18 protein-coding genes and 1 riboswitch are annotated in these 22,316 nt (G+C 74.2%); of the genes, 3 read left to right on the forward strand and 15 right to left on the reverse strand.

The features are described 5' to 3' along the window. The first annotated feature begins 61 nt into the window (after window positions 1-61). A complete protein-coding gene (locus ACWEK3_RS24300; RefSeq protein WP_453250590.1) occupies window positions 62-1,042 on the forward strand; it encodes an SCO1860 family LAETG-anchored protein in 981 nt (326 codons plus the stop codon). Window positions 1,043-1,105: 63 nt separating this feature from the next. Here the strand turns inward: ACWEK3_RS24300 and cobC are convergent, their stop codons facing one another. From cobC to cobM, 6 genes are read right to left on the reverse strand one after another with little or no spacing between them, the layout of a single operon-like run. Further along, on the reverse strand, window positions 1,106-2,185 hold the full coding sequence (cobC, locus tag ACWEK3_RS24305) for an Rv2231c family pyridoxal phosphate-dependent protein CobC (protein WP_453250591.1): 1,080 nt from the start codon (window positions 2,183-2,185) through the stop codon (window positions 1,106-1,108). Then, window positions 2,175-3,089: a sirohydrochlorin chelatase gene (locus ACWEK3_RS24310; RefSeq protein WP_450546302.1), complete on the reverse strand. Its 915-nt coding sequence runs from the start codon at window positions 3,087-3,089 to the stop codon at window positions 2,175-2,177. Before ACWEK3_RS24310 ends, cobC begins: the two co-directional genes overlap by 11 nt. Then, window positions 3,086-3,673: a precorrin-8X methylmutase gene (locus tag ACWEK3_RS24315; protein ID WP_450546304.1), complete on the reverse strand. Its 588-nt coding sequence runs from the start codon at window positions 3,671-3,673 to the stop codon at window positions 3,086-3,088. The genes ACWEK3_RS24310 and ACWEK3_RS24315 overlap by 4 nt, the downstream gene beginning before the upstream one ends. Then, window positions 3,670-5,370 (reverse strand): precorrin-3B C(17)-methyltransferase, encoded by a 1,701-nt coding sequence (gene cobJ, locus ACWEK3_RS24320; protein WP_453250592.1) that lies wholly within the window; start codon window positions 5,368-5,370, stop codon window positions 3,670-3,672. Before cobJ ends, ACWEK3_RS24315 begins: the two co-directional genes overlap by 4 nt. Further along, complete coding sequence (gene cbiE, locus ACWEK3_RS24325) at window positions 5,367-6,611, reverse strand: precorrin-6y C5,15-methyltransferase (decarboxylating) subunit CbiE (RefSeq protein ID WP_453250593.1); 1,245 nt, start codon at window positions 6,609-6,611, stop codon at window positions 5,367-5,369. The genes cobJ and cbiE overlap by 4 nt, the downstream gene beginning before the upstream one ends. After that, complete coding sequence (cobM, locus tag ACWEK3_RS24330) at window positions 6,608-7,426, reverse strand: precorrin-4 C(11)-methyltransferase (RefSeq protein ID WP_450546309.1); 819 nt, start codon at window positions 7,424-7,426, stop codon at window positions 6,608-6,610. The genes cbiE and cobM overlap by 4 nt, the downstream gene beginning before the upstream one ends. A 95-nt stretch (window positions 7,427-7,521) precedes the next feature. Here cobM and ACWEK3_RS24335 point away from each other — a divergent pair, with 95 nt between their 5' ends. After that, on the forward strand, window positions 7,522-8,253 hold the full coding sequence (locus tag ACWEK3_RS24335) for a ZIP family metal transporter (RefSeq protein WP_390727672.1): 732 nt from the start codon (window positions 7,522-7,524) through the stop codon (window positions 8,251-8,253). Between the two features lie 26 nt (window positions 8,254-8,279). On the opposite strand, the gene cobI is transcribed toward ACWEK3_RS24335, so the two are convergent. The 9 genes from cobI to ACWEK3_RS24380 form a co-directional block, all read right to left on the reverse strand. Further along, window positions 8,280-9,029, reverse strand: coding sequence for a precorrin-2 C(20)-methyltransferase (gene cobI, locus ACWEK3_RS24340; RefSeq protein ID WP_361411260.1), 750 nt, complete (start codon window positions 9,027-9,029; stop codon window positions 8,280-8,282). Next, complete coding sequence (locus ACWEK3_RS24345; protein WP_450546311.1) at window positions 9,026-10,411, reverse strand: cobyrinate a,c-diamide synthase; 1,386 nt, start codon at window positions 10,409-10,411, stop codon at window positions 9,026-9,028. The genes cobI and ACWEK3_RS24345 overlap by 4 nt, the downstream gene beginning before the upstream one ends. After that, entirely contained in the window at window positions 10,405-11,013 is a 609-nt protein-coding gene (gene cobO, locus ACWEK3_RS24350) for a cob(I)yrinic acid a,c-diamide adenosyltransferase (RefSeq protein ID WP_450546313.1), read from the reverse strand. The genes ACWEK3_RS24345 and cobO overlap by 7 nt, the downstream gene beginning before the upstream one ends. Next, a complete protein-coding gene (locus ACWEK3_RS24355; RefSeq protein WP_453250594.1) occupies window positions 11,013-13,034 on the reverse strand; it encodes a putative cobaltochelatase in 2,022 nt (673 codons plus the stop codon). Before ACWEK3_RS24355 ends, cobO begins: the two co-directional genes overlap by 1 nt. Continuing rightward, window positions 13,031-16,699 carry a cobaltochelatase subunit CobN gene (gene cobN, locus ACWEK3_RS24360; protein ID WP_453250595.1) on the reverse strand — a complete coding sequence of 1,223 codons (3,669 nt, stop codon included), beginning with the start codon at window positions 16,697-16,699 and terminating at the stop codon, window positions 13,031-13,033. The genes ACWEK3_RS24355 and cobN overlap by 4 nt, the downstream gene beginning before the upstream one ends. Further along, window positions 16,696-18,204: a cobyric acid synthase gene (locus ACWEK3_RS24365; RefSeq protein WP_450546319.1), complete on the reverse strand. Its 1,509-nt coding sequence runs from the start codon at window positions 18,202-18,204 to the stop codon at window positions 16,696-16,698. Before ACWEK3_RS24365 ends, cobN begins: the two co-directional genes overlap by 4 nt. Continuing rightward, window positions 18,201-19,142 (reverse strand): cobalamin biosynthesis protein, encoded by a 942-nt coding sequence (locus tag ACWEK3_RS24370; protein ID WP_450546321.1) that lies wholly within the window; start codon window positions 19,140-19,142, stop codon window positions 18,201-18,203. The genes ACWEK3_RS24365 and ACWEK3_RS24370 overlap by 4 nt, the downstream gene beginning before the upstream one ends. Before the next feature lie 100 nt (window positions 19,143-19,242). Beyond that, a riboswitch (cobalamin riboswitch) is annotated at window positions 19,243-19,387 on the reverse strand. Window positions 19,388-19,794: 407 nt separating this feature from the next. Beyond that, on the reverse strand, window positions 19,795-20,019 hold the full coding sequence (locus ACWEK3_RS24375) for a hypothetical protein (protein ID WP_361411246.1): 225 nt from the start codon (window positions 20,017-20,019) through the stop codon (window positions 19,795-19,797). Window positions 20,020-20,052: 33 nt separating this feature from the next. Next, complete coding sequence (locus ACWEK3_RS24380; protein ID WP_450545915.1) at window positions 20,053-21,315, reverse strand: anion permease; 1,263 nt, start codon at window positions 21,313-21,315, stop codon at window positions 20,053-20,055. A 155-nt stretch (window positions 21,316-21,470) separates the two neighbouring features. Here ACWEK3_RS24380 and ACWEK3_RS24385 point away from each other — a divergent pair, with 155 nt between their 5' ends. Continuing rightward, window positions 21,471-22,148, forward strand: a complete 678-nt coding sequence (locus ACWEK3_RS24385) for a class II aldolase/adducin family protein (protein WP_453250596.1) — start codon at window positions 21,471-21,473, stop codon at window positions 22,146-22,148. Window positions 22,149-22,316: the final 168 nt, after the last annotated feature.

The raw sequence follows: 22,316 nt of genomic DNA on the forward strand, positions 1-22,316 counted from the left end.
TTCACCCTCAGTACGTAATTCTTACCGGGTCCCAAGCATTCCTTTCTGGGGGTCCCACACCTTGAACGGCAACAACTTCCGCATGTCCGCCCGCCGTTGCGCCACCGCCGCCGCGGCCACCGTCCTGGCCGCCGGCCCGGTGACGCTGGCCGGCGCGGGCTCCGCGCACGCGACCGGTGGGCAGGAGGGTCACGCGAGCGCCTCCGTCCTGCGCACCGGGCTGGACGTGTCCCTGCTCAACAGGACGGTGAACGTCCCGCTCGCCGTCTCCCTCAACGAGGTCGAGGCACCGCAGAGCGCGCAGCAGACGGCACTGACCGCCCGTCTCGACGGCGTCGACGGCGGGAAGCCCTTCAGCGTGATCCGCGCGGACGTGGCGAAGACCGACGCGACCGTCTCCGCGGACAAGGCGGAGGGCATGGTCCAACTGGCCCACGCCCGCATCCACGTCCCCGGCCTGCCCCTGCTGTCCCTGATCGAGGTCGACCAGGTCACGTCCAAGGCGACCTGTGAGGCCGGCGAGTCCCCGGTGGCGAGCAGCAACGTCCTGGGCTCCGTGAGAGTGCTCGGCAAGAGGGTGACGCTCACCGCCGGCGGCACGACCGACGTCCGTGTCCCCGGCGTTGGCGAGGTCCGCCTGGACCTGTCGAAGCGCGAGACGACGTCCCGCACGGCCGCGGCGACGGCCCTGGAACTCAAGGTCTCCGTCAACCCGCTCAAGCTGAACGTGGCCGAGGTGGAGGGAACCGTGACCCTGGCCAAGGCGACGTGCGAGTCCCCGACGGCGCCGGAGAAGGAGGCGGCCCCGCCCGCCGACCGGGGCGGCGACGACAAGCCTCAGGGCGGCGACGAGGAGCCCCGGAGCAGCGACGTGAAGCCCCAGAGCGCCGATGTGAAGCCGCAGGCCGCATCCGAGAAGCAGACCGTCAACCTCGCGGAGACGGGCGGCAGCTCCCTCACCCCCTACCTGGCGGCGGGCTCCGCCGTCCTGCTGGCGGCGGGTGGAGGCGCGCTGGCCGTGGCACGGCGGCGCCGGGGCTGACGGCCCGGACCCCGCCGCCCAGCCGGGAAGTCCTGGACCGGCGGGACTTCCCGGCTCGGTGAGTCAGGGGGCGGTGGGCGGCGACAGCGCCGAGCCCAGGGCGCGCACGAAGCCGTCCACCGTCCCCCGGTCCCGCACCGCCAGCCGCAGCCAGTCCCCGTCAAGGCCGGGGAACGTGTCCCCGCGCCGCACCGCGTATCCCAGGGCGCGCAACCGCCGCCGTACGTCCGCCGCCCCCGGCATGCGCACCAGCACGAAGGGGCCCTCGGCCGGTCGCACCACCCGCACCCCGTGTCCCGCGACGGATGCCAGGCCCGCCACCAGGTGGGCCCGGTCCGCGGCGATACGGCGAGCCGCGTCCTCCGCCTCCGCCAGCGCCCGCGGCTCCACGCACGCGACCGCCGCCGCGAGCGCCGGAGTGGACACGGGCCACAGCGGCTGGGCCCGCTCCAACTCGGCGATCACCTCGGGCGACGACAGCACATAGCCGATCCGCAGCCCCGCAAGCCCCCACGTCTTGGTCAGGCTGCGCAGCACCACCAGGCCGGGCACGTCCGCCCGCCCCGCCAGCGCCTCCCGCTCGCCCGGCACCGCGTCCATGAAGGCTTCGTCGACCACCAACACCCGCCCCGGACGGGCCAGTTCGGCGATCACCGAGGCCGGGTGCAGCACCGACGTCGGGTTCGTCGGGTTGCCGACCACCACCAGGTCCGCGTCCTCGGGGACGGCCGCCGGATCGAGCCGGAAGCCGTCCTCCGCCCGCAGCAGCACCCGGTCCACCGTGTGCCCCGCGTCCCGCAGCGCCGCCTCCGGCTCGGTGAACTGTGGATGCACGACGACCGGCCGCCGTACCTTCAGCGCCCGCGCCAGCAGCACGAACGCCTCCGCGGCACCCGCCGTCAGCAGCACCCGCTCCGCCGGCAGCCCGTGCCGCGCCGCCACCGCCGCCCGCGCGGCCCGCCCGTCCGGGTAGGCGGCGAGACCGGTCAGCGAGGCGGCGATCCGCTCCCGCAGCCACGCCGGCGGCGTGTCCGCCCGTACGTTCACGGCCAGATCGACCAGTGCCGCCCCGCCGTCGCGCACCTCGGCGTCCCCGTGGTGCCGCAGATCGTGCCCGAATGGCACCGCGTCCTCAGTGCGCATGGGAGTGGGCGTGCCCTCCGTGATGATGGCCGTGGTGCCCGTCGTCGTCCGGGTGGAAGTGCGGCTGCTGCGGCAGCCCCACCTTGTCCTCGAAGCCCGGCAGCGCGATCCGGTACACGCACGAGTCGCAGTTCATCCGCAGATCGCCCCTCACCGCCTCCCCGTACCGCTCCAGCACGAGGTCCAGCAGCTCCGGCTCCGGCCCGATCACGTCCGCCGAGCGCACGTCGGTCTCCGGATGCGCGGCAGCCCAGTCCGCCGTCTGCCGCCGTACCCGGTCCGGCAGGATGCCCGTGAACAGGAAGTAGGGGAGGACCACGATCCGCCGCGCGCCCAGCTTCGCGCACCGGTCGAGCCCGCTCGGCACGTCCGGAGCCGCCAGCGACACGAACGCCGTCTCCACGCCCGCGTAACCGCGCCCCTCCCACAGCAGCCGCGCCGCCTTGTGCACCTCGGCGTTGGCGTCCGGGTCGGTCGAGCCACGCCCGACCAGCAGCACGGTCACCTCGGAGCGGTCCCAGGAGGGATCCACCGCCTCGTCCAGCCGCCGCTCCAGCACGCTCAGCAGCGCGGGGTGCGGGCCCAGCGGCCGGCCGTAGGTGTACGAGATCCCCGGATGCCGTTCCTTCTCGCGGGCCAGCGCCGCCGGGATGTCGCCCTTGGCGTGCCCGGCGGACACCAGCATCAGCGGTACGGCGGCGAACCGCCGCACGCCCCGCTCCACCAGCTCGGCGACGGCCTCGCCCAGCGGCGGCGGGGACAGCTCGATGAAGCCTCCCGCGACGGGCAGTTCGGGCCGACGGCGCCCCAACTCCCGTACGAAGTCGCGGAACGCCTCGGCTCCGGCGTCGTCCCGGGTGCCGTGACCGGCGATGAGCAGGGCGGGCGGCGGCGGGGTGGTCACAGGGTCTCCTCAAGCGAAGTGGGGTGGTACAGCAGGGCGTTGAGTGCGGCCGCGGCGACCGCCGAACCGCCCTTCTCGGACACGTTGCTCACGGCGGGCAGCCCGCTCTCGCGCAACGCGGCCTTGGACTCGGCCGCCCCGACGAAACCAACGGGCAGACCGATGACGAGCGCGGGGGAGGCGTCCAGCTTCAGCAGCTCCTCCAGGGCGGTCGGCGCGCAGCCGATCACCCACAGCGCGCCCGGGCCGACGTCCTCGTAGGCCAGCCGGATCGCGTGCGCCGAACGGGTCATCCCGGGACCGGACCTGGCGTCCGTCAGCCGGCAGACGCTCGTGCGCCGGGTGATCCCGGCGGCCACCATCTCCACGTCCGCGACCACCGGAGCCCCCGCGTGCAGCGCGGCGTGCGCCGTCACCAGCTCGCCCTCGTCCATGACGAGGTCGGAGGCGTACTCCAGGTCGGCGGAGGAGTGGACGACCCGCTCCACCACCGCCCGCGTGAGCGGCGCGAGGCGCGAGGTGTCCAGGCGGGCGCGCAGCCGCCGGAACGACTCCTGTTCGATCGGATGGACGACGCGGTTCACTCGGACTCCTCCCGGGGTGCCTGCCAGCGGTAGCCGCGCGGCGTGACCATGCGCCCCGCGATCTCGCGGGTCGCGGTGTTGCCCACGGTCACGACCGTCATCATGTCGACCGTCTCCGGGTCGAGACCGGCCAGCGTGGTGACCCGGCTGGACTCGCCGGGCCGCGAGGCGTTGCGCACGACACCGACCGGCGTCGTCGGCTCCCGGTGCCCGGCGAGGATCGCCAGCGCCTTCGGCAACTGCCAGTCCCGGCCCCGGGAGCGGGGGTTGTAGAACGTCACGACGAGATCCGCCTCGGCCGCCGCCCGCACCCGCCGCTCGATGACCTCCCACGGCGTGTGCAGGTCGGACAGGCTGATCGACACATGGTCGTGCCCGAGCGGCGCGCCGAGGACCGCCCCGGCCGCGAGCGCCGCCGTGACGCCCGGAACGCCGGTCACGTCGATGTCGTCGGACGCCTCGGCGAGCGCGGGGGAGGCCATGGCGTACACCCCGGCGTCCCCGCTGCCGATCAGCGCGACGGCGTGCCCCCGCCGGGCCTCGGCGACCGCCGTGCGCGCCCGCTCCTCCTCCGCGCCCAGCCCCGACTGGAGGATCCGGGTACCGGGCCGCAGCAGGTCGCGGATCTGGTCGACGTACTGGTCGAGCCCCACGAGCACGGAAGCGCGCCGCAGCTCCGCCTGCGCGCGCGGCGTGAGCAGGTCCCGCGCGCCCGGCCCCAGCCCGACGACCGCGAGCCGCCCCCGCCCCGGACGCCGTACGACCGCGCAGGTGGCCATCGCGGGCGCCCCGTCGGAGCGCTCCGACTTCCGTTTGGGCACGAGGAGTTCACCCCCGCGCACGAGCGCGGCGGCCTCCGCGACCGACGGGGTGCCGACGGCGGCGAGCGGCGCCCGCGACGGGTTGGGCACGTCCACCGCCGCCAACTCATCGGCGGAGTACGTCACCAGGGGCACCCCGAGCCGCCGGGCCGCCTCGACGACGCCGGGCTCCTCCGCCTTGGCGTCGACCGTGGCCAGTTCGGCGAGCGACGCCGCGGACAGCCCGGCCTCCGCGAGCGCGCCCTCGACCAGGCCCACCACCTCGTCGGCAGGTGCGCCCCGGGACGCACCGACGCCCACCACCAGGGTCGGCGGCCGCAGGACCACCTCCCGCTCGGCGGGGACGGCGGCACGGTCGGTGACCCGGATCGTGTACGCGCCCTCGGCGGCGACCGGCAGCGGCGGCAGCGGCCAGCGCGCCTCCGCTTCCAGCGCGACCGGCTCCCCGTCGAGCAGCGCCCGCGAGACCCCGGCGACATCGCCCTCCACCGGAAGCCCGAGCGTGTCCAGGCCGGGCAGTCCCACGGCGTCCGTCGCGGTCGTCACGACCGGCTCCGCGCCCAGCACCTCGCCGACCGCGCGGGCCAGTTCGTTCGCCCCGCCCGCGTGCCCGCCCACCAGGGACACCGCGAACCGGCCGCCCTCGTCGACGCACACCACGCCCGGATCGGAGGCCTTCTCGCCCAGCAGCGGCGCGATCAGCCGGACGACCGCTCCCGTCGCCAGGAAGCACACCAGCCGCTCGCACTCGGCGAAGGCGGCCCGCACGGCCTCCCCGACGGGCCCTTCGTACACCCGGGTACGGTCCGGCCAGGCCACGGCCAGCCGGTCCCGCGCAGCCGCGCCCGCCGCGGTGGCGGAAATCAGGCCGATCACTGAGCAATTCCTCCTCTGAGCGCCGGGGGCCGCGTGCCCCACAGCAGGAAAACAGGGTTGGTGGCCGCGAGCCGGGTCACGTCGCCCGGCAGCGGCGCCAGCCGCGAGGACTGGAGCAGCACGCCGTCGCAGGCGAACCTGGCGGCGGCCAGTGCCTCGCGCACGGCCGGCACCCGGTCGAGCGCCGCCACGGCGACCACGACGGTCCGCCGGGCCCGCCGCGCGCACGCGGTCACGACGGCGGGCAGCGCGCGCCCGCCGCCGCCGACGAACACGGCGTCGGGGTCGGCGAGCCGGGCCAGCGCCTCCGGCGCGGCCCCGTGCACCACCGACACGTCCACGCCGTGCGCCGCCGCGTTGGCGCGGATCCGCTCCACGCCGTCGGCCGTCTTCTCGACGGCGGTGACGGCGGCGCCCAGCCGGGCGCACTCGACGGCGACCGACCCGGAGCCCGCGCCCACGTCCCAGACCAGGTCGCCGAGGCGCGGCCCGAGCCGGGCCAGCGCCAGGGCGCGCACCTCGAACTTGGTGATCATCGAGTCGCGGTGGGCGAACTCGCTCTCCTCAAGGGCCCATCGGGACGGGCCGGCCGGCGGCCCCGCGACCGTGCGCAACGGCCCCGGCGCCCGCGCCCCGGAAAGACACAGCACCACGTTCACCGCCGTACCCCAGTCGCGGGCGGCGGCCTCGGCCGGGGTGAGCCGCTCCACGCGCTCGCCCGCCGGGTCGCCCAGCGCGGAGGCGACGACCAGCGCCCGGTCGTCGCCGCAGGTGCCGGCCAGCGCGGCGCCCAGCTCGGCGGGCCCGGCCCCCGGCCCGGTCAGCACGGCGACCTTGGCCCGCGCCCGGCACACGTTCACGGCCGTACGCAGATCCCGCCCGTGCGCGCTGACCACCACCGCGTCGTCCCAGGGCAGCCCGATCCGCGCGAAGGCGGCGGCGACGGAGGAGACCCCGGGGCGGACGTCCAGCAGCCCGGGCCCGAACCGCTCGGCCAGCGCCCGTACGATCCCGAAGAAGCCGGGGTCCCCGGAGGCCAGCACCAGCACGGGCCGCTCCTTGCCGACGTACTCCCCGATGGTGTCGAGCGCGGGCGCCAGCGGACCCAGGACGACCCGCTCGGCGCCCTCCGGCAGCGATACGGCGTCCAGATGCCGCCGCGCGCCCACGACGAGCCGGGCGCCGGGCGGCACCCGAGTGCCGTACGCCGCCCCGGTGCCCGTGCCGACGACCGTGATCACGTGCTCGCACCCCGCGTGCGCAGGGCCCTGCGGGCCTCGGGGTCGGCCTTGCGGTGGCCGTGGAAGTGTCCGGGGTGGTACAGGTGCGAGCGGGTGCCGTGGGCGTCGAGGGCCGGTCCGACCAGGAACAGCGTGTGCTTCCAGAGCTTGTGCTCCTTGACCGTCTCCTCCAGCGTGCCGACCGTGCACGTGACGATCAGCTCCTCCGGCCAGGTCGCCTGGTACGCCACCACGACCGGCGTGGACGTCGGGTAGCCGCCCTCCAGCAGCTCCCGCACCAGCTGGCCGCTGCGGGCCGCCGACAGGAACACCGCCATCGTGGTGCCGTGCCGGGCGAACTCGCGCACCTCCTCGCCGGGCGGCATAGGCGTCTTCCCGCCACCGAGCCGGGTCAGCACGACCGACTGCGCGACCTCCGGAATCGTCAGCTCGCGCCGGGCCAGCGCGGCCACGGCGGAGAAGGACGAGACGCCGGGCACGACCTCCGTCGCGATCCCGATGTCCGCGCACCGGTCGAGCTGCTCCTGCGTGCCGCCCCACAGCGCCGGGTCGCCGGAGTGGATACGGGCCACTTTCAGCCCCTCCGCGTGCGCCCGCCGGTACACGGCGACGACGTCCTCCAGGGACATGGCCGCCGAGTCCAGGATCTCCGCGTCCTCCCGAGCGTGCTGGAGCACCTCGGCCTGCACCAGGCTGGCCGCCCAGATCACCACGTCGGCCTCGGCGATCGCGCGGGCGGCGCGGAACGTCAGCAGGTCGGCGGCGCCGGGGCCGGCACCGACGAAGGTCACCTTGCCGGTCGGGGCATCGGCCATGACTTCGGGTCCTCTCGTACGAAATGTCCTGGTATGCAGGGATGTAGCAGTGGCCGGATGTGCGCGATCGGGGCTTCATCGGATAGCAAGGGCACATGGCGGTCTTCGTCGCGCTCGGCGCGTTCCTGATGACGCTGGCCGGCGGCTGGACGGCACAGCGGGTGACCGACCGCCGCCACCTGGTCCTGGGACTGGCGGGCGGCCTGATGCTGGGCGTGGTCGGCCTGGACCTGCTGCCCGAGGCGCTGCACGCGGCCGACCGGGAGGTGTTCGGCGTACCGGCGGCCCTGCTGCTGTTCGTGGCCGGGTTCCTGGTGGCCCACTTGGTGGAACGCCTGCTGGCCGCGCGGCAGGCCGCGCACGGCGGCGCCGAGCGGCACAACCACCGCGCCCCCGAGGTGGGCCTGACGGCGGCGGCCGCCATGGTCGGTCACAGCGCCATGGACGGCGTGGCCATAGGCGCCGCCTTCCAGGTGAACGACGGCATGGGCGCCGCGGTCGCGGTCGCCGTCATCGCCCACGACTTCGCCGACGGCTTCAACACGTTCACCATCACCAGCCTGTACGGCAACGCGCGCCGCAAGGCCGTCGCCATGCTCGTCGCGGACGCCCTCGCCCCCATGGTCGGCGCCGCCGCGACCACGCTCGTCAGCATCCCGGGGTGGTTCCTCGGCGGCTATCTCGGCCTCTTCGGCGGGGCGCTGCTCTACCTCGCAGCGGCCGAGATCCTCCCCGAGGCCCACCACGAGCACCCGGCCCGCTCGACCCTGCTGTGCACGGTCGCGGGCGTGGCCTTCATCTGGGTGGCGGTCGGCCTGGCGGCGTGACCGGTCGCCCCGCGTGCGGGTACGGCTCACAGCTTGCCGCCCCGCCCGCCCTCGCGCCGCGCGGGCGCGATGAGCGTCGAGAGGTAGGGCAGCGGTGCCCCGTCCAGCCCCGACGCCGGCCGGATCGACTCCTCCGGCAGCCCCAGCGCCGACCCCCACACCGCGTCGTCGATCCGGCCGCTGTCCCGCAGCGCCTCGGCCACCTCACGCGCCTGCCGACCGAACTTGTACGCCACGACGGTCCCGGGCCCGCTCAGCGCCTCCTTGAGCACGGCGGCCCCCGCGGTGACCGGCACCAGGGTCAGCGGCTCGGTGCCCTCGGTCAGCACGGCCCCCGAACGCGCCGCCAGATCCTGCATCGCGGTGATCCCGGGCACCGTCTCCACCACGGTCCCCGGCACCAGGGCGGCGACGGTCTGCGCGAGATACGTGAAGGTCGAATAGACGTTGGGATCGCCGATGGTGGCGAAGGCGACCGTGCCGCGGGCCTCGAGCAGCCCGGCGACCCGCGCCCCGGCCGCGTCCCACGCGGCCTCCCGCCGCGCCCGGTCCGACCGCTCGTTCAGCGCGAACACCACCCGGACGACCTTCTCCGCGGGCACGTAGTGCAGCACGGTCGCCTCGGCACGCCCCCGCTCCCCGCCGTCCGTTCCGTCGGACGCGCCCATCACGGGCACGACGACGACGTCCGCGGCACGCAGGGCGTTGACGCCCTTGACGGTCACCAGCTCCGGATCGCCGGGACCCACCCCGACTCCGATCAGCCTGCTGCTCATGACGTCCGGCACCTCTCGACGAACCGACGGGCGACACCGGGCGCGGCGGCCCAGTGCGTGTGCAGATAACTCGCGTGCACGTTCCTCTGTACGAAGCCTTCGACCCGCCGCTCGGGGACGCGCACACCCCAGGCGGGGGCCGCCGCCCCCGCCCCCCAGCCGGGCTCGACGACGGTCCGGTGGAACTCGTGCCCCCGCATCCGCTCCCCGGCCCCGGCGAGCACGCTGTCGCTCACGGCCACGGCGTCCCGGTAACCGAGCGTGAGCCGCCCGGTCATTCGCGCCGAGGCGTCCAGCACCCCGCACATGGGCTGCCCGTCCAGCTCCCGGCACAGATACAGCAGCCCCGCACACTCGGCGGCGACGGGAGCGCCGCCGAGCGCGAGCTCGGCGACGGACCCGCGCAAGGGCTCGTTGGCGGACAGCTCCGCCGCGTACACCTCGGGAAACCCGCCCCCGACGACCAGTCCGCGAGTCCCCTCGGGCAGCCGCTCGTCCCGCAGCGGGTCGAAGGGCACGACCTCGGCCCCGGCGGCACTCAGCAACTCAGCGTGCTCGGCGTAGGAGAAGGTGAAGGCGGATCCACCGGCGACGGCGACCCTCGGCCTCTCCCGGGAGGATCCCCCGCCGACGGAGAGCAGGACCTCGGCCGCGTCCCAGGCCGCACACGGCAACGTCCCCGCACCGCGCGCCAGCGCGACCAGCGCCTCCAGATCGCACCCGTCGGAGACCTGCGCCGCCATCGCCGCCACCGCGTCCACGGCCGCCGCCCGCCGCTCGGCGACCGGCACCAGGCCGAGATGACGAGAGGGCGTGTCGACCTGCTCGACCCGCCGCAGGACTCCCAGCACGGGCACCCCGACAGATTCCAGCGCCTCGCGCAGCAGTGCCTCGTGCCGGTCGGAGGCCACCTTGTTGAGGATCACGCCCCCGATCCGCACCTCCGGATCCCAGGTCACGAACCCGTGCACCAGCGCCGCCACCGACCGGGACTGCGACGACGCGTCGACGACCAGCACCACCGGCGCCCGCAGCAGCTTCGCCACCTGCGCGGTGGACGCCAGTTCACCTTCCCCGGCGGCCCCGTCGTACAGCCCCATCACGCCCTCGACGACGGCGATGTCACACCCGCGCGCCCCGTGCAGGAACAGCGGCCCGATCAGCTCCGGCCCGCACAGGTACGCGTCCAGGTTCCGCCCCGCACGCCCGGTGGCGAGCGCGTGATACCCGGGGTCGATGTAGTCCGGGCCGACCTTGTGCGGGGACACCGAAAGGCCCCGCCGGGTCAGCGCGGCCATCAGCCCCGTGGCGACGGTGGTCTTGCCGCTGCCCGACGAGGGCGCGGCGACGACCAGCCGGGGCACGGACAGGGACGTCACCACTCGATGCCCCTCTGCCCCTTCTGCCCGGCGTCCATCGGATGCTTGACCTTGGACATGTCGGTGACGAGGTCGGCGAAGTCCACCAGTTCCTCGGGTGCGTTCCGCCCGGTGATCACCACATGCTGGGTCCCGGGCCGGTTCCGCAGCACGTCCACGACCTCGTCGGTGCCGATCCAGCCCCAGTGCATCGGATACGCGAACTCGTCGAGCACGTACAGCCGGTACGTCTCGGCGGCCAGGTCCCGCTTGACCTGCTCCCAGCCCTCACGTGCCTTCTGCTCGTTGGTCGCGTTGTCACCCTGTGCGTCCCGCTGCACCCAGGACCAGCCCTCGCCCATCTTGTGCCACGCGACAGACCCGCCCTCGCCGGAGTCGCCGAGCACCCGCAGCGCGCGCTCCTCGCCGACCCGCCACTTCGCCGACTTGACGAACTGGAACACCCCGATCGGCCAGCCCTGGTTCCAGGCGCGCAGCGCCAGCCCGAAGGCGGCGGTGGACTTGCCCTTGCCGACCCCGGTGTGCACGAGGACCAGCGGACGGTTGCGCCGCTGGCGGGTCGTCAGCCCGTCCTCCGGTACGACGCTCGGCTGCCCCTGAGGCATTACGCGGCCCTCCTTGAAGTCCCCTGCACGTCCCTGACAAGACAGGCGATGCTGTCCGCCCGCAGCTCGTCCAACGCCACGGCCGTACCGCCCAGTTCACCCGCGAGCTGCCCGGCGAGCCCCAGCCGCACCGGCCCCGACTCGCAGTCCACGACCACCGACGCGACCCCCTCGGCCGCGAACAGCCCCGCCGCGCGCCCGGCCAGGGCCACCGGCTCCGGACCACCGGTGGCCCGCCCGTCGGTCACGACCACGACGAGCGCCCGCCGCGCGGGATCACGCAGCCGCTCGACCCGCAGCACCTCGTGCGCCTTGAGCAGCCCGGCCGCCAGCGGAGTGCGCCCGCCCGTCGGCAGCGACTCCAGCCGGGCCGCGGCGGCGTCCACGGACGAGGTGGGCGGCAGCGCGACCTGCGCGTCCTTGCCCCGGAAGGTCACCAGCCCCACCTTGTCCCGCCGCTGATAGGCGTCGAGGAGCAGCGACAGCACCGCCCCCTTCACGGCGCTCATCCGCTGCCGCGCGGCCATCGAGCCGGAGGCGTCGACCACGAACAGGACGAGGTTCCCCTCACGCCCCTCGCGGGCCGCCTGCCGCAGATCGTCCCGGCGGACCACGAGCCCCGGCCCGGACCGCCCACGTGCCCGCTGGTGCGGGGCCGCCGCCTGCACGGTGGCCGCCAGGTGCAGCTTGGTCAGGGTGCCTCGGGGCCGCCGTGCCCCGATCGTGCGCCCGTGCTCGGTCCGCGCCCGCGAACGCCGCCCGGCGGCACCCTCGCCGAGGCCGGGCACGCTCAGCACCTTCGTGCGGAACGGCTCGGAGGCGCGTACGGCGGACTGCTCACCGGCGCCGGCACCGGAGGGCTGCGGCTCACCGCTGTCGCCGGCCTCGGGCTGCGCGGGCGTGTCCCCGTTGCCCTCGGGGCCGTCCTGCGGTGGCTGCCCGCCGCCTCCGCCCGGCCCGCCCGGCCCGCCCGGCCCGTCCGGATCGGGGTCGGAGTCGTCGTCCGGGGAATCGCCGAACTGCTCCAGCGTCTCGTCGAGCTTGTCCTCGTCCAGCCCCGGCGCGTCGAACGGATTCCGCCGTCGCCGGTGGGGGAGGGCCAGCAGCGCGGCCTGCCGCACGTCCTCGGCGAGCACGTCGGTCCGCCCGGCCCAGGCGGCCAGCGCGGTGGCGGTCCGGGCCATGACGATGTCGGCGCGCATGCCGTCCACCTCGAAGGCGGCACAGGTCGCGGCGATCTGCCGCAGCGCGCCATCGCCCAGCCGGACCTGCGGCAGCAGCTCCCGCGCGGCCACGATCCGCGCCCTTACGGCGGCCTCCTCGCCGGCCCAGCGTGCGGCGAAGGCGGCGGGGCCGTCGTCGTAGGCGAGCCGCCTGCGCACGACCTCCACCCGCTGGTCGGGCTCTCGCGAGGCCGCGACCTCGACGGTGAGCCCGAACCGGTCGAGGAGCTGCGGCCGCAGCTCGCCCTCCTCCGGGTTCATGGTCCCGACGAGCAGGAAGCGCGCAGCGTGCCGTACGGAGACGCCCTCGCGCTCCACGTAGGAGGCGCCCATGGCGGCGGCGTCCAGCAGGAGGTCCACGAGGTGGTCGTGCAGAAGGTTGACCTCGTCGACGTAGAGGATCCCGCGGTGCGCGTCGGCGAGCAGGCCCGGCTCGAACGCCTTCACGCCCTCGGCGAGCGCCCGCTCGATGTCGAGCGCGCCCACGAGCCGGTCCTCGGAGGCCCCCACGGGCAGCTCGACCGTCCGCGCCGGCCGCTCGGCACCGGCCCCCGGCTCGTGCGGCCCGTCCGGGCAGGCGGGATCGGGGGAGCCGGGGTCACAGGAGAAACGACAGCCGGAGACGACGTTCAGCGTGGGCATCAGCGCCGACAGGGCACGTACGGCGGTGCTCTTGGCCGTGCCCTTCTCGCCGCGCACGAGAACGCCGCCCACCTGCGGAGACACCGCATTCAGCAGCAGCGCCAACCGCAGGTCGTCCTGTCCGACGACAGCCGTGAACGGATACGGGGTGGTCACTTGTCCTCGCCCTCCAAGTCGCCCTCCAGCTCCAGGTAGGTGGCCCGCAGCCGCTCCAGCGTTTCCGCGTCCGGCTCGGCCCACAGCCCGCGGTCGGCCGCCTCCAGCAGCCGCTCGGTGATGCCCCGCAGCGCCCACGGGTTGGACTTCTTCATGAAGTCCCGGTTCTCGGCGTCGAAGACGTACTCGGCGCTGAGCTTCTCGTACATCCAGTCGTCGACCACGCCCGCCGTGGCGTCGTAGCCGAACAGGTAGTCCACGGTCGCCGCCATCTCGAAGGCGCCCTTGTAGCCGTGCCGGCGCATGGCCGCCATCCAGCGCGGGTTGACCACCCGGGCGCGGAAGACCCGGTGCGTCTCCTCGCCCAGCGTGCGGGTCTTCACCTGGTCCGGGACGGCGGAGTCCCCGACGTACGCCTCCGGGCTCGTCCCCGTCAGGTGGCGCACCATCGCGACCATGCCGCCGTGGTACTGGAAGTAGTCGTCCGCGTCGACCAGGTCGTGCTCACGGGTGTCGACGTTCTTCGCCGCCACCGCGATCCGCCGGAACGCCGTCTCCATGTCCCCGCGCGCCGCGCGCCCGTCGAGGCCGCGTCCGTAGGCGTAGCCGCCCCACACCGCGTACACCTCGGCGAGGTCCGCGTCCGAGCGCCAGTTGCGCGCGTCGATCAGCGGCAGCAGACCCGCGCCGTACGCGCCCGGCTTGGAGCCGAAGACACGGGCCGTGGCGCGGCGCCGGTCGCCGTGCTCGGCGGTGTCCTCGTCGGCGTGGGCCTTCACGAAGTTCCGCTCGGCGGGCTCGTCCAGCTCCGCCACCGCCCGTACCGCGTCGTCGATCAGCCCGACGACGTGCGGGAACGCGTCCCGGAAGAAGCCCGAGATGCGGACCGTCACGTCGATGCGCGGCCGGCCCAGCTCCGCCAGGGAGACCACCTCGAAGCCGGTCACCCGGCGGGAGGCGTCGTCCCACACCGGGCGGCAGCCCAGCAGCGCCAGGATCTCGGCGATGTCGTCACCCTGGGTGCGCATCGCGGACGTGCCCCAGACCGTCAGGCCCACCGACTTCGGGTACGCGCCGGTGTCCTGGAGATAGCGGGCCACCAGCGAGTCGGCGAGCGACTGGCCGACCTCCCAACTCAGCCTGGACGGGATCGCCTTGGGGTCGACCGAGTAGAAGTTGCGCCCGGTCGGCAGCACGTTGACCAGACCCCGGGTCGGCGAGCCGGACGGTCCCGCGGGGACGTAACCGCCGTCCAGCGCCCGCAGGATGTGCCCGATCTCGTCCGTCGTACGGGCGAGCCGCGGCACGACCTCGGTGCAGGCGAACTCCAGCACGGCCGTCGCGTCCGGGAGTTCGGTGCCCAGTACCTCCCGGACGAGCGCCGGACCCGTGTCGGCCGCCCAGCCACGCTCCTCCATGCCTTCGGCGATCCGCCGGCAGAGCTGCTCCAGCAGGTCGATGGCGTCCGCGGCCGTGCGCGCCGGACCCTCCACCAGGTCCGTCAGCTCCACCGGCACCTTCACCGGAGCGCCCGGCTCGGCCAGCAACTCCTTCTCCACCAGGCCGAAGTGCTCCGCGAGACAGGCCCGCAGCCCCGGCAGCGCGTTCGCCTGCCCGCCCCACACCTGCGAGGCGCGCAGCACGGCCAGCACCAGGTTCACCCGCGGCTCGCCGACCGGGCCGCCGCCGAGGATGTGCAGGCCGTCCCTGATCTGCACGTCCTTGATCTCGCACAGATAGCCGTCGATGTGCATGACGAACTCGTCGAACGCGTCGTCGTCCGGCTGCTCGTCCACCCGCAGGTCGTGGTGCAGTTCGGCGGCCTTGACCAGGGTCCAGATCTGGGCCCGCACGGCGGGAGCCTTCGCCGGGTCCAGGTCGGAGACGAGCGCGTACTCGTCGAGGAGCTGCTCCAGCTTGGCCAGGTCGCCGTACGTGTCCGCGCGCGCCATCGGCGGGACGAGGTGGTCGACGACCGTGGCGTGCCCGCGCCGCTTGGCCTGGGTTCCCTCGCCGGGGTCGTTGACGATGAACGGGTACACCAGCGGCAGGTCGCCGAGCACCGCGTCCGGCGCGCATCCGCGGGACAGGCCCAGCCCCTTGCCGGGCAGCCACTCCATCGTGCCGTGCTTGCCCATGTGCACGATCGCGTCGGCGCCGAACCCCCCCTCTGATGTCGCAGCCTCCAGCCACCGGTAGGCCGCCATGTAGTGGTGGGACGGCGGCATGTCGGGGTCGTGGTAGATCGCGATCGGGTTCTCGCCGAAGCCGCGCGGCGGCTGGATCATGACGACCACGTTCCCGAACCGCAGGGAGGCCAGGACGATGTCGCAGCCGTCTACGTACAGGCCGCCCGGCGGCTCGCCCCACGCCTCCGTCATCGCGTTCCGCAGCTCCGGGTCCAGCCGGTCGAACCACGCCCGGTAGTCGGCCAGCGGCACGCGCGCGGGCGCGGCGGCGAGCTGGTCCTCCGTCAGCCACTCCACGTCGTGACCGCCCGCCTCGATGAGGCGGTGGATGAGCTCGTCGCCGTTGTCGGGACAGCCCTCGACCGCGTAGCCCGCGTCCCGCAGCGCGTCCAGGACCCGTACCGCCGACGCCGGGGTGTCGAGCCCCACCGCGTTGCCGACCCGCGAGTGCTTGGTCGGGTACGCCGTGAAGACGAGCGCGACCCGCTTCTCCGCGTTGACCTTGTGCTTCAACCGCGCGTGCCGCACCGCGATCCCGGCGACCCGGGCGGCTCGCTCGGGGTCGGCCGTGTACACCGGCACGTCGTCCGGGCCCTGCTCCTTGAAGGAGAACGGGACCGTGATCAGCCGCCCGTCGAACTCCGGGATCGCGACCTGCATGGCCGCGTCCATGGGGGACAGCGCCGCGTCGGACCCGTCCCACGCGGCGCGCGAGGAGGTCAGGCAGAGCCCTTGCAGCACGGGGATGTTGAGGTCCGCGAGCGCCCCGATGTCCCACGCTTCCTCGTCGCCGCCCGCCGACGCCTGAGAAGCGTGCGTGCCACCGGCGGCGAGGACGGTGGCGACCAGCGCGTCGGCGCGTCCGAGGATCTCGTACAGCCCGGCGTCCGCGTCGCGCAGCGAACCGCAGTAGACGGGAAGGGCGTTGGCGCCGTGCGCCTCGATCGCGTCGCACAGCGTGTCGACGAACGCGCTGTTGCCGCTCAGTTCGTGGGCGCGGTAGAAGAGCACGCCGACGGTCGGGCGGCCGGCCACCAGGGCACGTTCGCCGTGAACGCCGTACTCCGGCATCCGCCGCGGCTCCTCGAAGCCCTCGCCGGTCAGCAGCACCGTGTCGGAGAGGAACCGGGCGAGTTCCGCCAGGTTCTCCGGGCCGCCCTCGACGAGGTACTTCAGCGCCTCCGCCACGACTCCGGCCGGTACCGACGACTCGGCCATCAACTCGGCGTCCGGTACGGCCTCTCCGCCCAGCAGCACGGTCGGCACGCCGGAGGCCTTCAGTGCGGCGAGCCCGTCCTCCCAGGCGCGCTTGCCGCCGAGCAGCCGTACGACGGCGACGTCCGCGCCGTCGAGCAGCCCCGGAAGCTCCTCGCCGACGTCCACGCGGGTCGGGTTGCCGATCCGGTAGGAGGCGGCCGAGGCTCGGGCGGCGAGCAGATCGGTGTCGGCGGTCGACAACAACAACACTGTGCTCATGCGGGCGCTCCCGGTGGAATGAAAGGCAGTCCTTGCGGCGCGCCCGACTCGATGAGCCGCCAGAGCGCGTCCGTGTCCGCGTGCTGTTCGATCAGGTCGCCGAGCCGGTCGAGCTGCTCCTCGCGCAGCGCGGCGAACGAGGTGTCGGGCGCCGGCACGAAACGGCGTCCGGCGGCGGCCGCCACCTCGCGCAGGAACGCGCGCCGGAAGCCGTCCGATTCCAGCGAGCCGTGCCAGTGCGTGCCCCAGACGGCCCCGACCCGGCAGCCGTCCAGGAAGGGCTCCCCGCCGGTGACTTCGGCGACCCCGTGGTGGATCTCGTATCCCTCGACCCGCTCGCCGAGGGCTTCGCCCCGCGGCCGGGTGAGGGTCTTCTCGCGGGCGAACCCGACCCGTACGGGCAGCAGGCCCAGCCCGTCGACGTGCCCGCGGCGGCTCTCCACGTCGTCCTCGATGTGCTCGCCGAGGATCTGGAAGCCGCCGCAGATGCCCAGCACCGGCCGCCCCTCGGCGGCCCTGCTCGCCAGAGCCCGTGCGAGCCCCCGCTCCCGCAGCCATTCCAGCGCCCTGACCGTGCCGCGTGTGCCGGGCACGACGACGAGGTCGGCGTCGGTCAGCTCCTCGGGCCGGTCCACGAACCGCACCACGACGCCCGGTTCGGCGGCTAGCGCGTCCACGTCGGTGAAGTTGGACATCAGCGGCACGGCGCAGACGGCGACCCGCAGCACGTCCTCGCCGACCGGCGGCGCCACGGTGGACTCCCGCACCGCGCCCCGTAGCGAGACCCGCAGCCCGTCCTCCTCGTCGATGCCGAGCCCGTGCCGGAACGGCAGCACGCCGTACGTACGCCGGCCGGTGAGCGCGTGCAGCATGTCGAGCCCGGGTTCGAGCAGCGAGACGTCCCCGCGGAACTTGTTGACGAGGAACCCGGCGACGAGTTCCTGGTCCTCCGGCGACAGCAGCGCGAGCGTGCCGTAGAAGGAGGCGAAGACGCCACCGCGGTCGATGTCGCCGACGACGAGCACGGGCAGCCGGGCGCCGCGCGCGATCCCCATGTTGACGATGTCGGTCCGGCGCAGGTTGATCTCCGCCGGGCTGCCCGCCCCCTCGCAGATCACCGCGTCGTACGTGCTCCGCAGCTCGGCGAGGCAGTCCAGCACGGTGCCGAGGAGCTTCTGCTGCCGCCCGCCGTGGTAGCCGCGCGCGCTCAACTCGCCCACCGGTTTGCCCAGCAGGACGACCTGGCTGCTCTGCTCGCCGCCCGGCTTGAGCAGCACCGGGTTCATCAGCGCGGTCGGCTCGATGCGGCACGCCTGGGCCTGCATGGCCTGCGCCCGCCCGATCTCGGCGCCCTCCCGGGTGACGAACGAGTTGAGGGACATGTTCTGCGCCTTGAAGGGGGCGACCTTCACGCCCTGGCGCACCAGCCACCGGCAGATCCCGGCCGTGACGACGCTCTTCCCGGCGTCGGAGGTGGTGCCGGCGACGAGCAGACCGCCACTCATGACGTCCGTCCTCTCTTCAGCAGCCGTACGCCCGCGCACACGCCGAGCGCGAGCCAGCCCACGCGGCGGGAGAGCCGTACCGCGCGCTCGATGTCACCCGGCCGGACGGCGCGTCCGGCGCCGTTGAGCACCGGGCGGTGCTCAACGCGCCCGGCGTACGAGAGCGTGCCGCCCAGCCGCACCCCGAGCGCCCCCGCGAACGCGGCTTCCACCGGACCGGCGTTGGGGCTCGGATGCTTCCCGGCGTCGGAGCGCCAGGCCCGTACGGCACCGCGCGGGTCGTCGCCCGTGACGGCCGCCAGGGCGGCGGTGAGCCGTGCCCCCGGCCATCCGGCGAGGTCGTCGAGCCGGGCCGAGGCCCAGCCATAGCGGCGGTACCGGGGGGACTTGTGCCCGACCATGGCGTCCAGGGTGTTGACCGCGCGGAAGCCGAGCAGGCCCGGCACACCGGCGGCGGCGCCCCACACCAGCGCGCCCACCACCGCGTCGGAGGTGTTCTCGGCGACGGACTCGACGACGGCCCGGGCGATCCCGTCGGCGTCCAGCGCCTGCGGGTCGCGCCCGCACAGATGCGGCAGCCGCGCCCGCGCGGCCTCGACGTCCCCGGCCCCCAGCGCGCGCCCGATCTCCCGCGCCTCACGGGCGAGGGAGGTCCCGCCGACGACGGCCCAGGTGGCGGCGGCGGTCAGCGCGACGGACGCGGTACGGGAGGAACGCGCGGCGGACACGGCCAGCGCGGCCGACGACACGACGCCCCCCACGCACACGGCGGTGTGCAGGGCGCCCCAGCCGCGGTGGTCCCGCCACAGCGCGCGTTCCACGGCACCCGCGGCCCGTCCGAACACGGCGACGGGGTGCCCGCGGCGCGGATCGCCGAGGAGCAGGTCACCGAGGAGGCCGGCGGCGGCGCCGTACGCGAAGTCGCGATCGGCACCCATCGGGTCAGCCGGTCGTGCGGTCGGTCGGACAGACGCTGGTGAACCTTGGTCGGCAGCCGCGCATGGCGATATGTGTCCTCACTCAGGGTGTCCACGCCCTGGTTCGACGAGACCGGCGGCGAGAGTTCCTGGCTCCCGGGGAAGTTCTTCCCCGGTCACAGTGGCGGGACCGCGCCGGATTCGCACCGGACTTCCTCTCCTGCCGCCGTACTTGGCTCCGGCAGTCCACCACGCACCGCGAACACCCGTCAACCTGCCGTTGACCTGCGCAGGGGTACTGAGATGAGGCCCACACCGCGGACGCCGGGAACCAGAAGACCCGCCCTTTCCGGGCCGTCGTGGGGACGGCCCGGAAAGGGCGGGTGACGTGAGGGACCCGGACCCGGACCCGGTTGCCGGGGTCCGGGCCGCGCCGGTCGCAGCACTAGTGCCGCGGCAGGCAACGTTTGCCCGTGAAGGAGCGGCGTCTGGTGCGTGCTCTGGGGGTACCCCCTGCTCGAAGAGCTTGGGGGAGTGCCGGCCGGAAGTCCTCGTACTGGACGTACTTGGGCTTTCGGCCGGTGCGGCGAGTGGGGTCCCCCCTGCTCGAAGAGCTCGGGGGAGCGTGCCGGGCGTCGCGACGGGGCGAACGTTGTCTGTCGGGGCAATACAACTAGGCCACGATCAGGTAGATCCCGTAGGCCACGGCGGCGGCGCACGCGGCGAAGCAGGCGTAGGCGCCGGTGACCGCGAGGGCCCCGCCGCCGTGGCCCGCGGCGACGGCCCGCTCGCGGCGGGAGAGGCCGGCGATGCCGAGGGTGAACAGGGCCACGAGGCCCACCGTGACGCCGAGGCTGACGCCGAAGACGGAGCCGAGGGCCACCCAGTCGATCTTCATGGTGCTTCTCTTCCTTCTGCCTGTGGCGCGGGCTCAGACGGTGGCGGCCGGCGGGGTCGCCACGGACGCGGGATCAGCGGCGGGTGCGGAGGCCTGGGCGGGGATCGTGGCGGTGAGTTCCTCGGTCACCGGGGAGGCCGGGGGCGGGGTGACGGCCGCGATGGCCTGGGTGACCACGCCGGCCGGCTCCTCGGTTTCGTTGACGTTGGTGTGGTCGACGACCTCGCGGCGGGAGATCTTCCAGATCGCGGCGCTGGAGGCCACGAGGAACGCGGCGACGAGCCAGGTACCCCAGTCGCCGAGGCGCGTCACGGCCTCCGCGCCGGCCGCGACCAGGGCCGCGGCGGGCAGCGTGAGGGCCCAGGCGACGGCCATGCGGCTCGCGGTGGACCAGCGGACCACGCCGCCCTTGCGGCCCAGGCCCGCGCCCATCACCGAACCGGAGACGACGTGCGTGGTGGAAAGGGAGAAGCCGAGGTGGGAGGAGGCCAGGATGGCGGTGGCCGCGCTGGTCTGGGCGGCGAAGCCCTGCTGCGGCTGAAGGTCGGTCAGGCCCTTGCCCATGGTGCGGATGATGCGCCAGCCGCCGATGTAGGTGCCGAGCGCGATGGCCAGGCCCGCGGAGAGGATGACCCAGGTGGGAGGGTTGGAGCCGGGGGCGAGGGCGCCGCCGGCGATCAGGGCGAGGGTGATGACGCCCATCGTCTTCTGCGCGTCGTTGGTGCCGTGGGCCAGCGAGACCAGGCCCGCGGAGGCGATCTGCCCGGCGCGGTGGCCCTTCTCGGCCGCCTTGCCGTTCGAATTCGACTTGCCGCCGATGCCGTACGACAGCCGGGTCGAGACCAGTGCGGCCAGACCCGCGACGACCGGGGCGGCGACCGCCGGGATGAGGACCTTGGTGAGCAGGACACCGCCGTGCACGGCGCTGAAGCCGGCCGAGGCGATGGTGGCGCCGATCAGACCGCCCATGAGGGCGTGCGAGGAACTGGAGGGGAGTCCGACCAGCCAGGTCAGCAGGTTCCAGAGGATCGCGCCCACCAGGGCGGCGAAGATGACTTCGGGACGGATGCCGTTCTCGTCGACGAGACCCTTGGAGATCGTGTTGGCGACCTCCACGGAGAGGAAGGCGCCCACCAGGTTCAGCACGGCGGACATGGCCACCGCGACCTTGGGCTTGAGTGCACCGGTGGAGATGGTCGTGGCCATCGCGTTTGCGGTGTCGTGGAAACCGTTCGTGAAATCGAACGCGAGTGCGGTGATCACCACTATCGCGAGGATCAGCGAGAAGCTTTCCATTTACCCAGGCAATCGTTCGAGCGTCATTGGCGCGTTGAACGTAGGTAACCCGGGTGAACAGAAGATGAACTGAGTCGGTCATCGGGGTGTCCGTTCCCGTGGTCCGATGGGGAGAGAGCGGTCGCTCGCGGGAGGCGTCCTGGCAGGATCGGCACATGACCGAACTCGGAGAGACGGCCCGCGCCTGGCGGGCGCTGGTCGCGGCGGCCCGCCGCACGGTGTCCGACGGACTGGTCGTCGGCACCTCCGGCAACGTGTCCGTCCGCGTGGGCGACACCGTGCTGGTCACCCCCTCGGGCGTCCCCTACGACCGGCTCACGGACGACGACGTCACCGGTGTCGGCCTGGACGGCCGGCAGGTGCTCGGCACACTGGTGCCGACCAGCGAACTGCCCATGCACCTCGCGGTCTACCGCAGCACCGACGCGGGTGCCGTCGTCCACACCCACGCCGTGCACGCGACGGCCGTCTCGACCCTCGTCACCGAGCTCCCGCTGATCCACTACATGGCCGGCGCCCTCGGCGGGCCCGTCCGCGTGGCCCCGTACGCCACGTACGGCACCGAGGAGCTGGCCCGGAACATGCTGCGCGCCCTCGACGGCCGCACCGGCTGCCTGCTGCGCAACCACGGCACCGTCACCTACGGTGCCACCCTCGACCAGGCCTACGACCGTACGGCCCAGTTGGAGTGGATGTGCCGTGTGTGGCTGGCGGCGTCCGGCGTCCCCGGCCTGACGCCGGCTCTGCTGACGCCGGAGCAACTGGCCCAGGCGGGGGAGCGGCTGCGGGTGTACGGACAGCCGGGGCCGGGGCCGGGGCCGGGGCGGGGGTAGGGGCAGGGACAGGGGCGGGAGCCGGGGCCGGGAATCGGGAACGACGCCGGACGGTGCGGTGGCGCCGGCCCCGTGTGCGGGCGGCGCCGGAATGAACGCCGCTCTCCATGGAACTCGCGCGGACATGTCACCCCGACCCTTCGTCCCACTGGCCGGTGACCGGGTGCG

This window comes from Streptomyces sp. NPDC004721 (assembly GCF_053601495.1).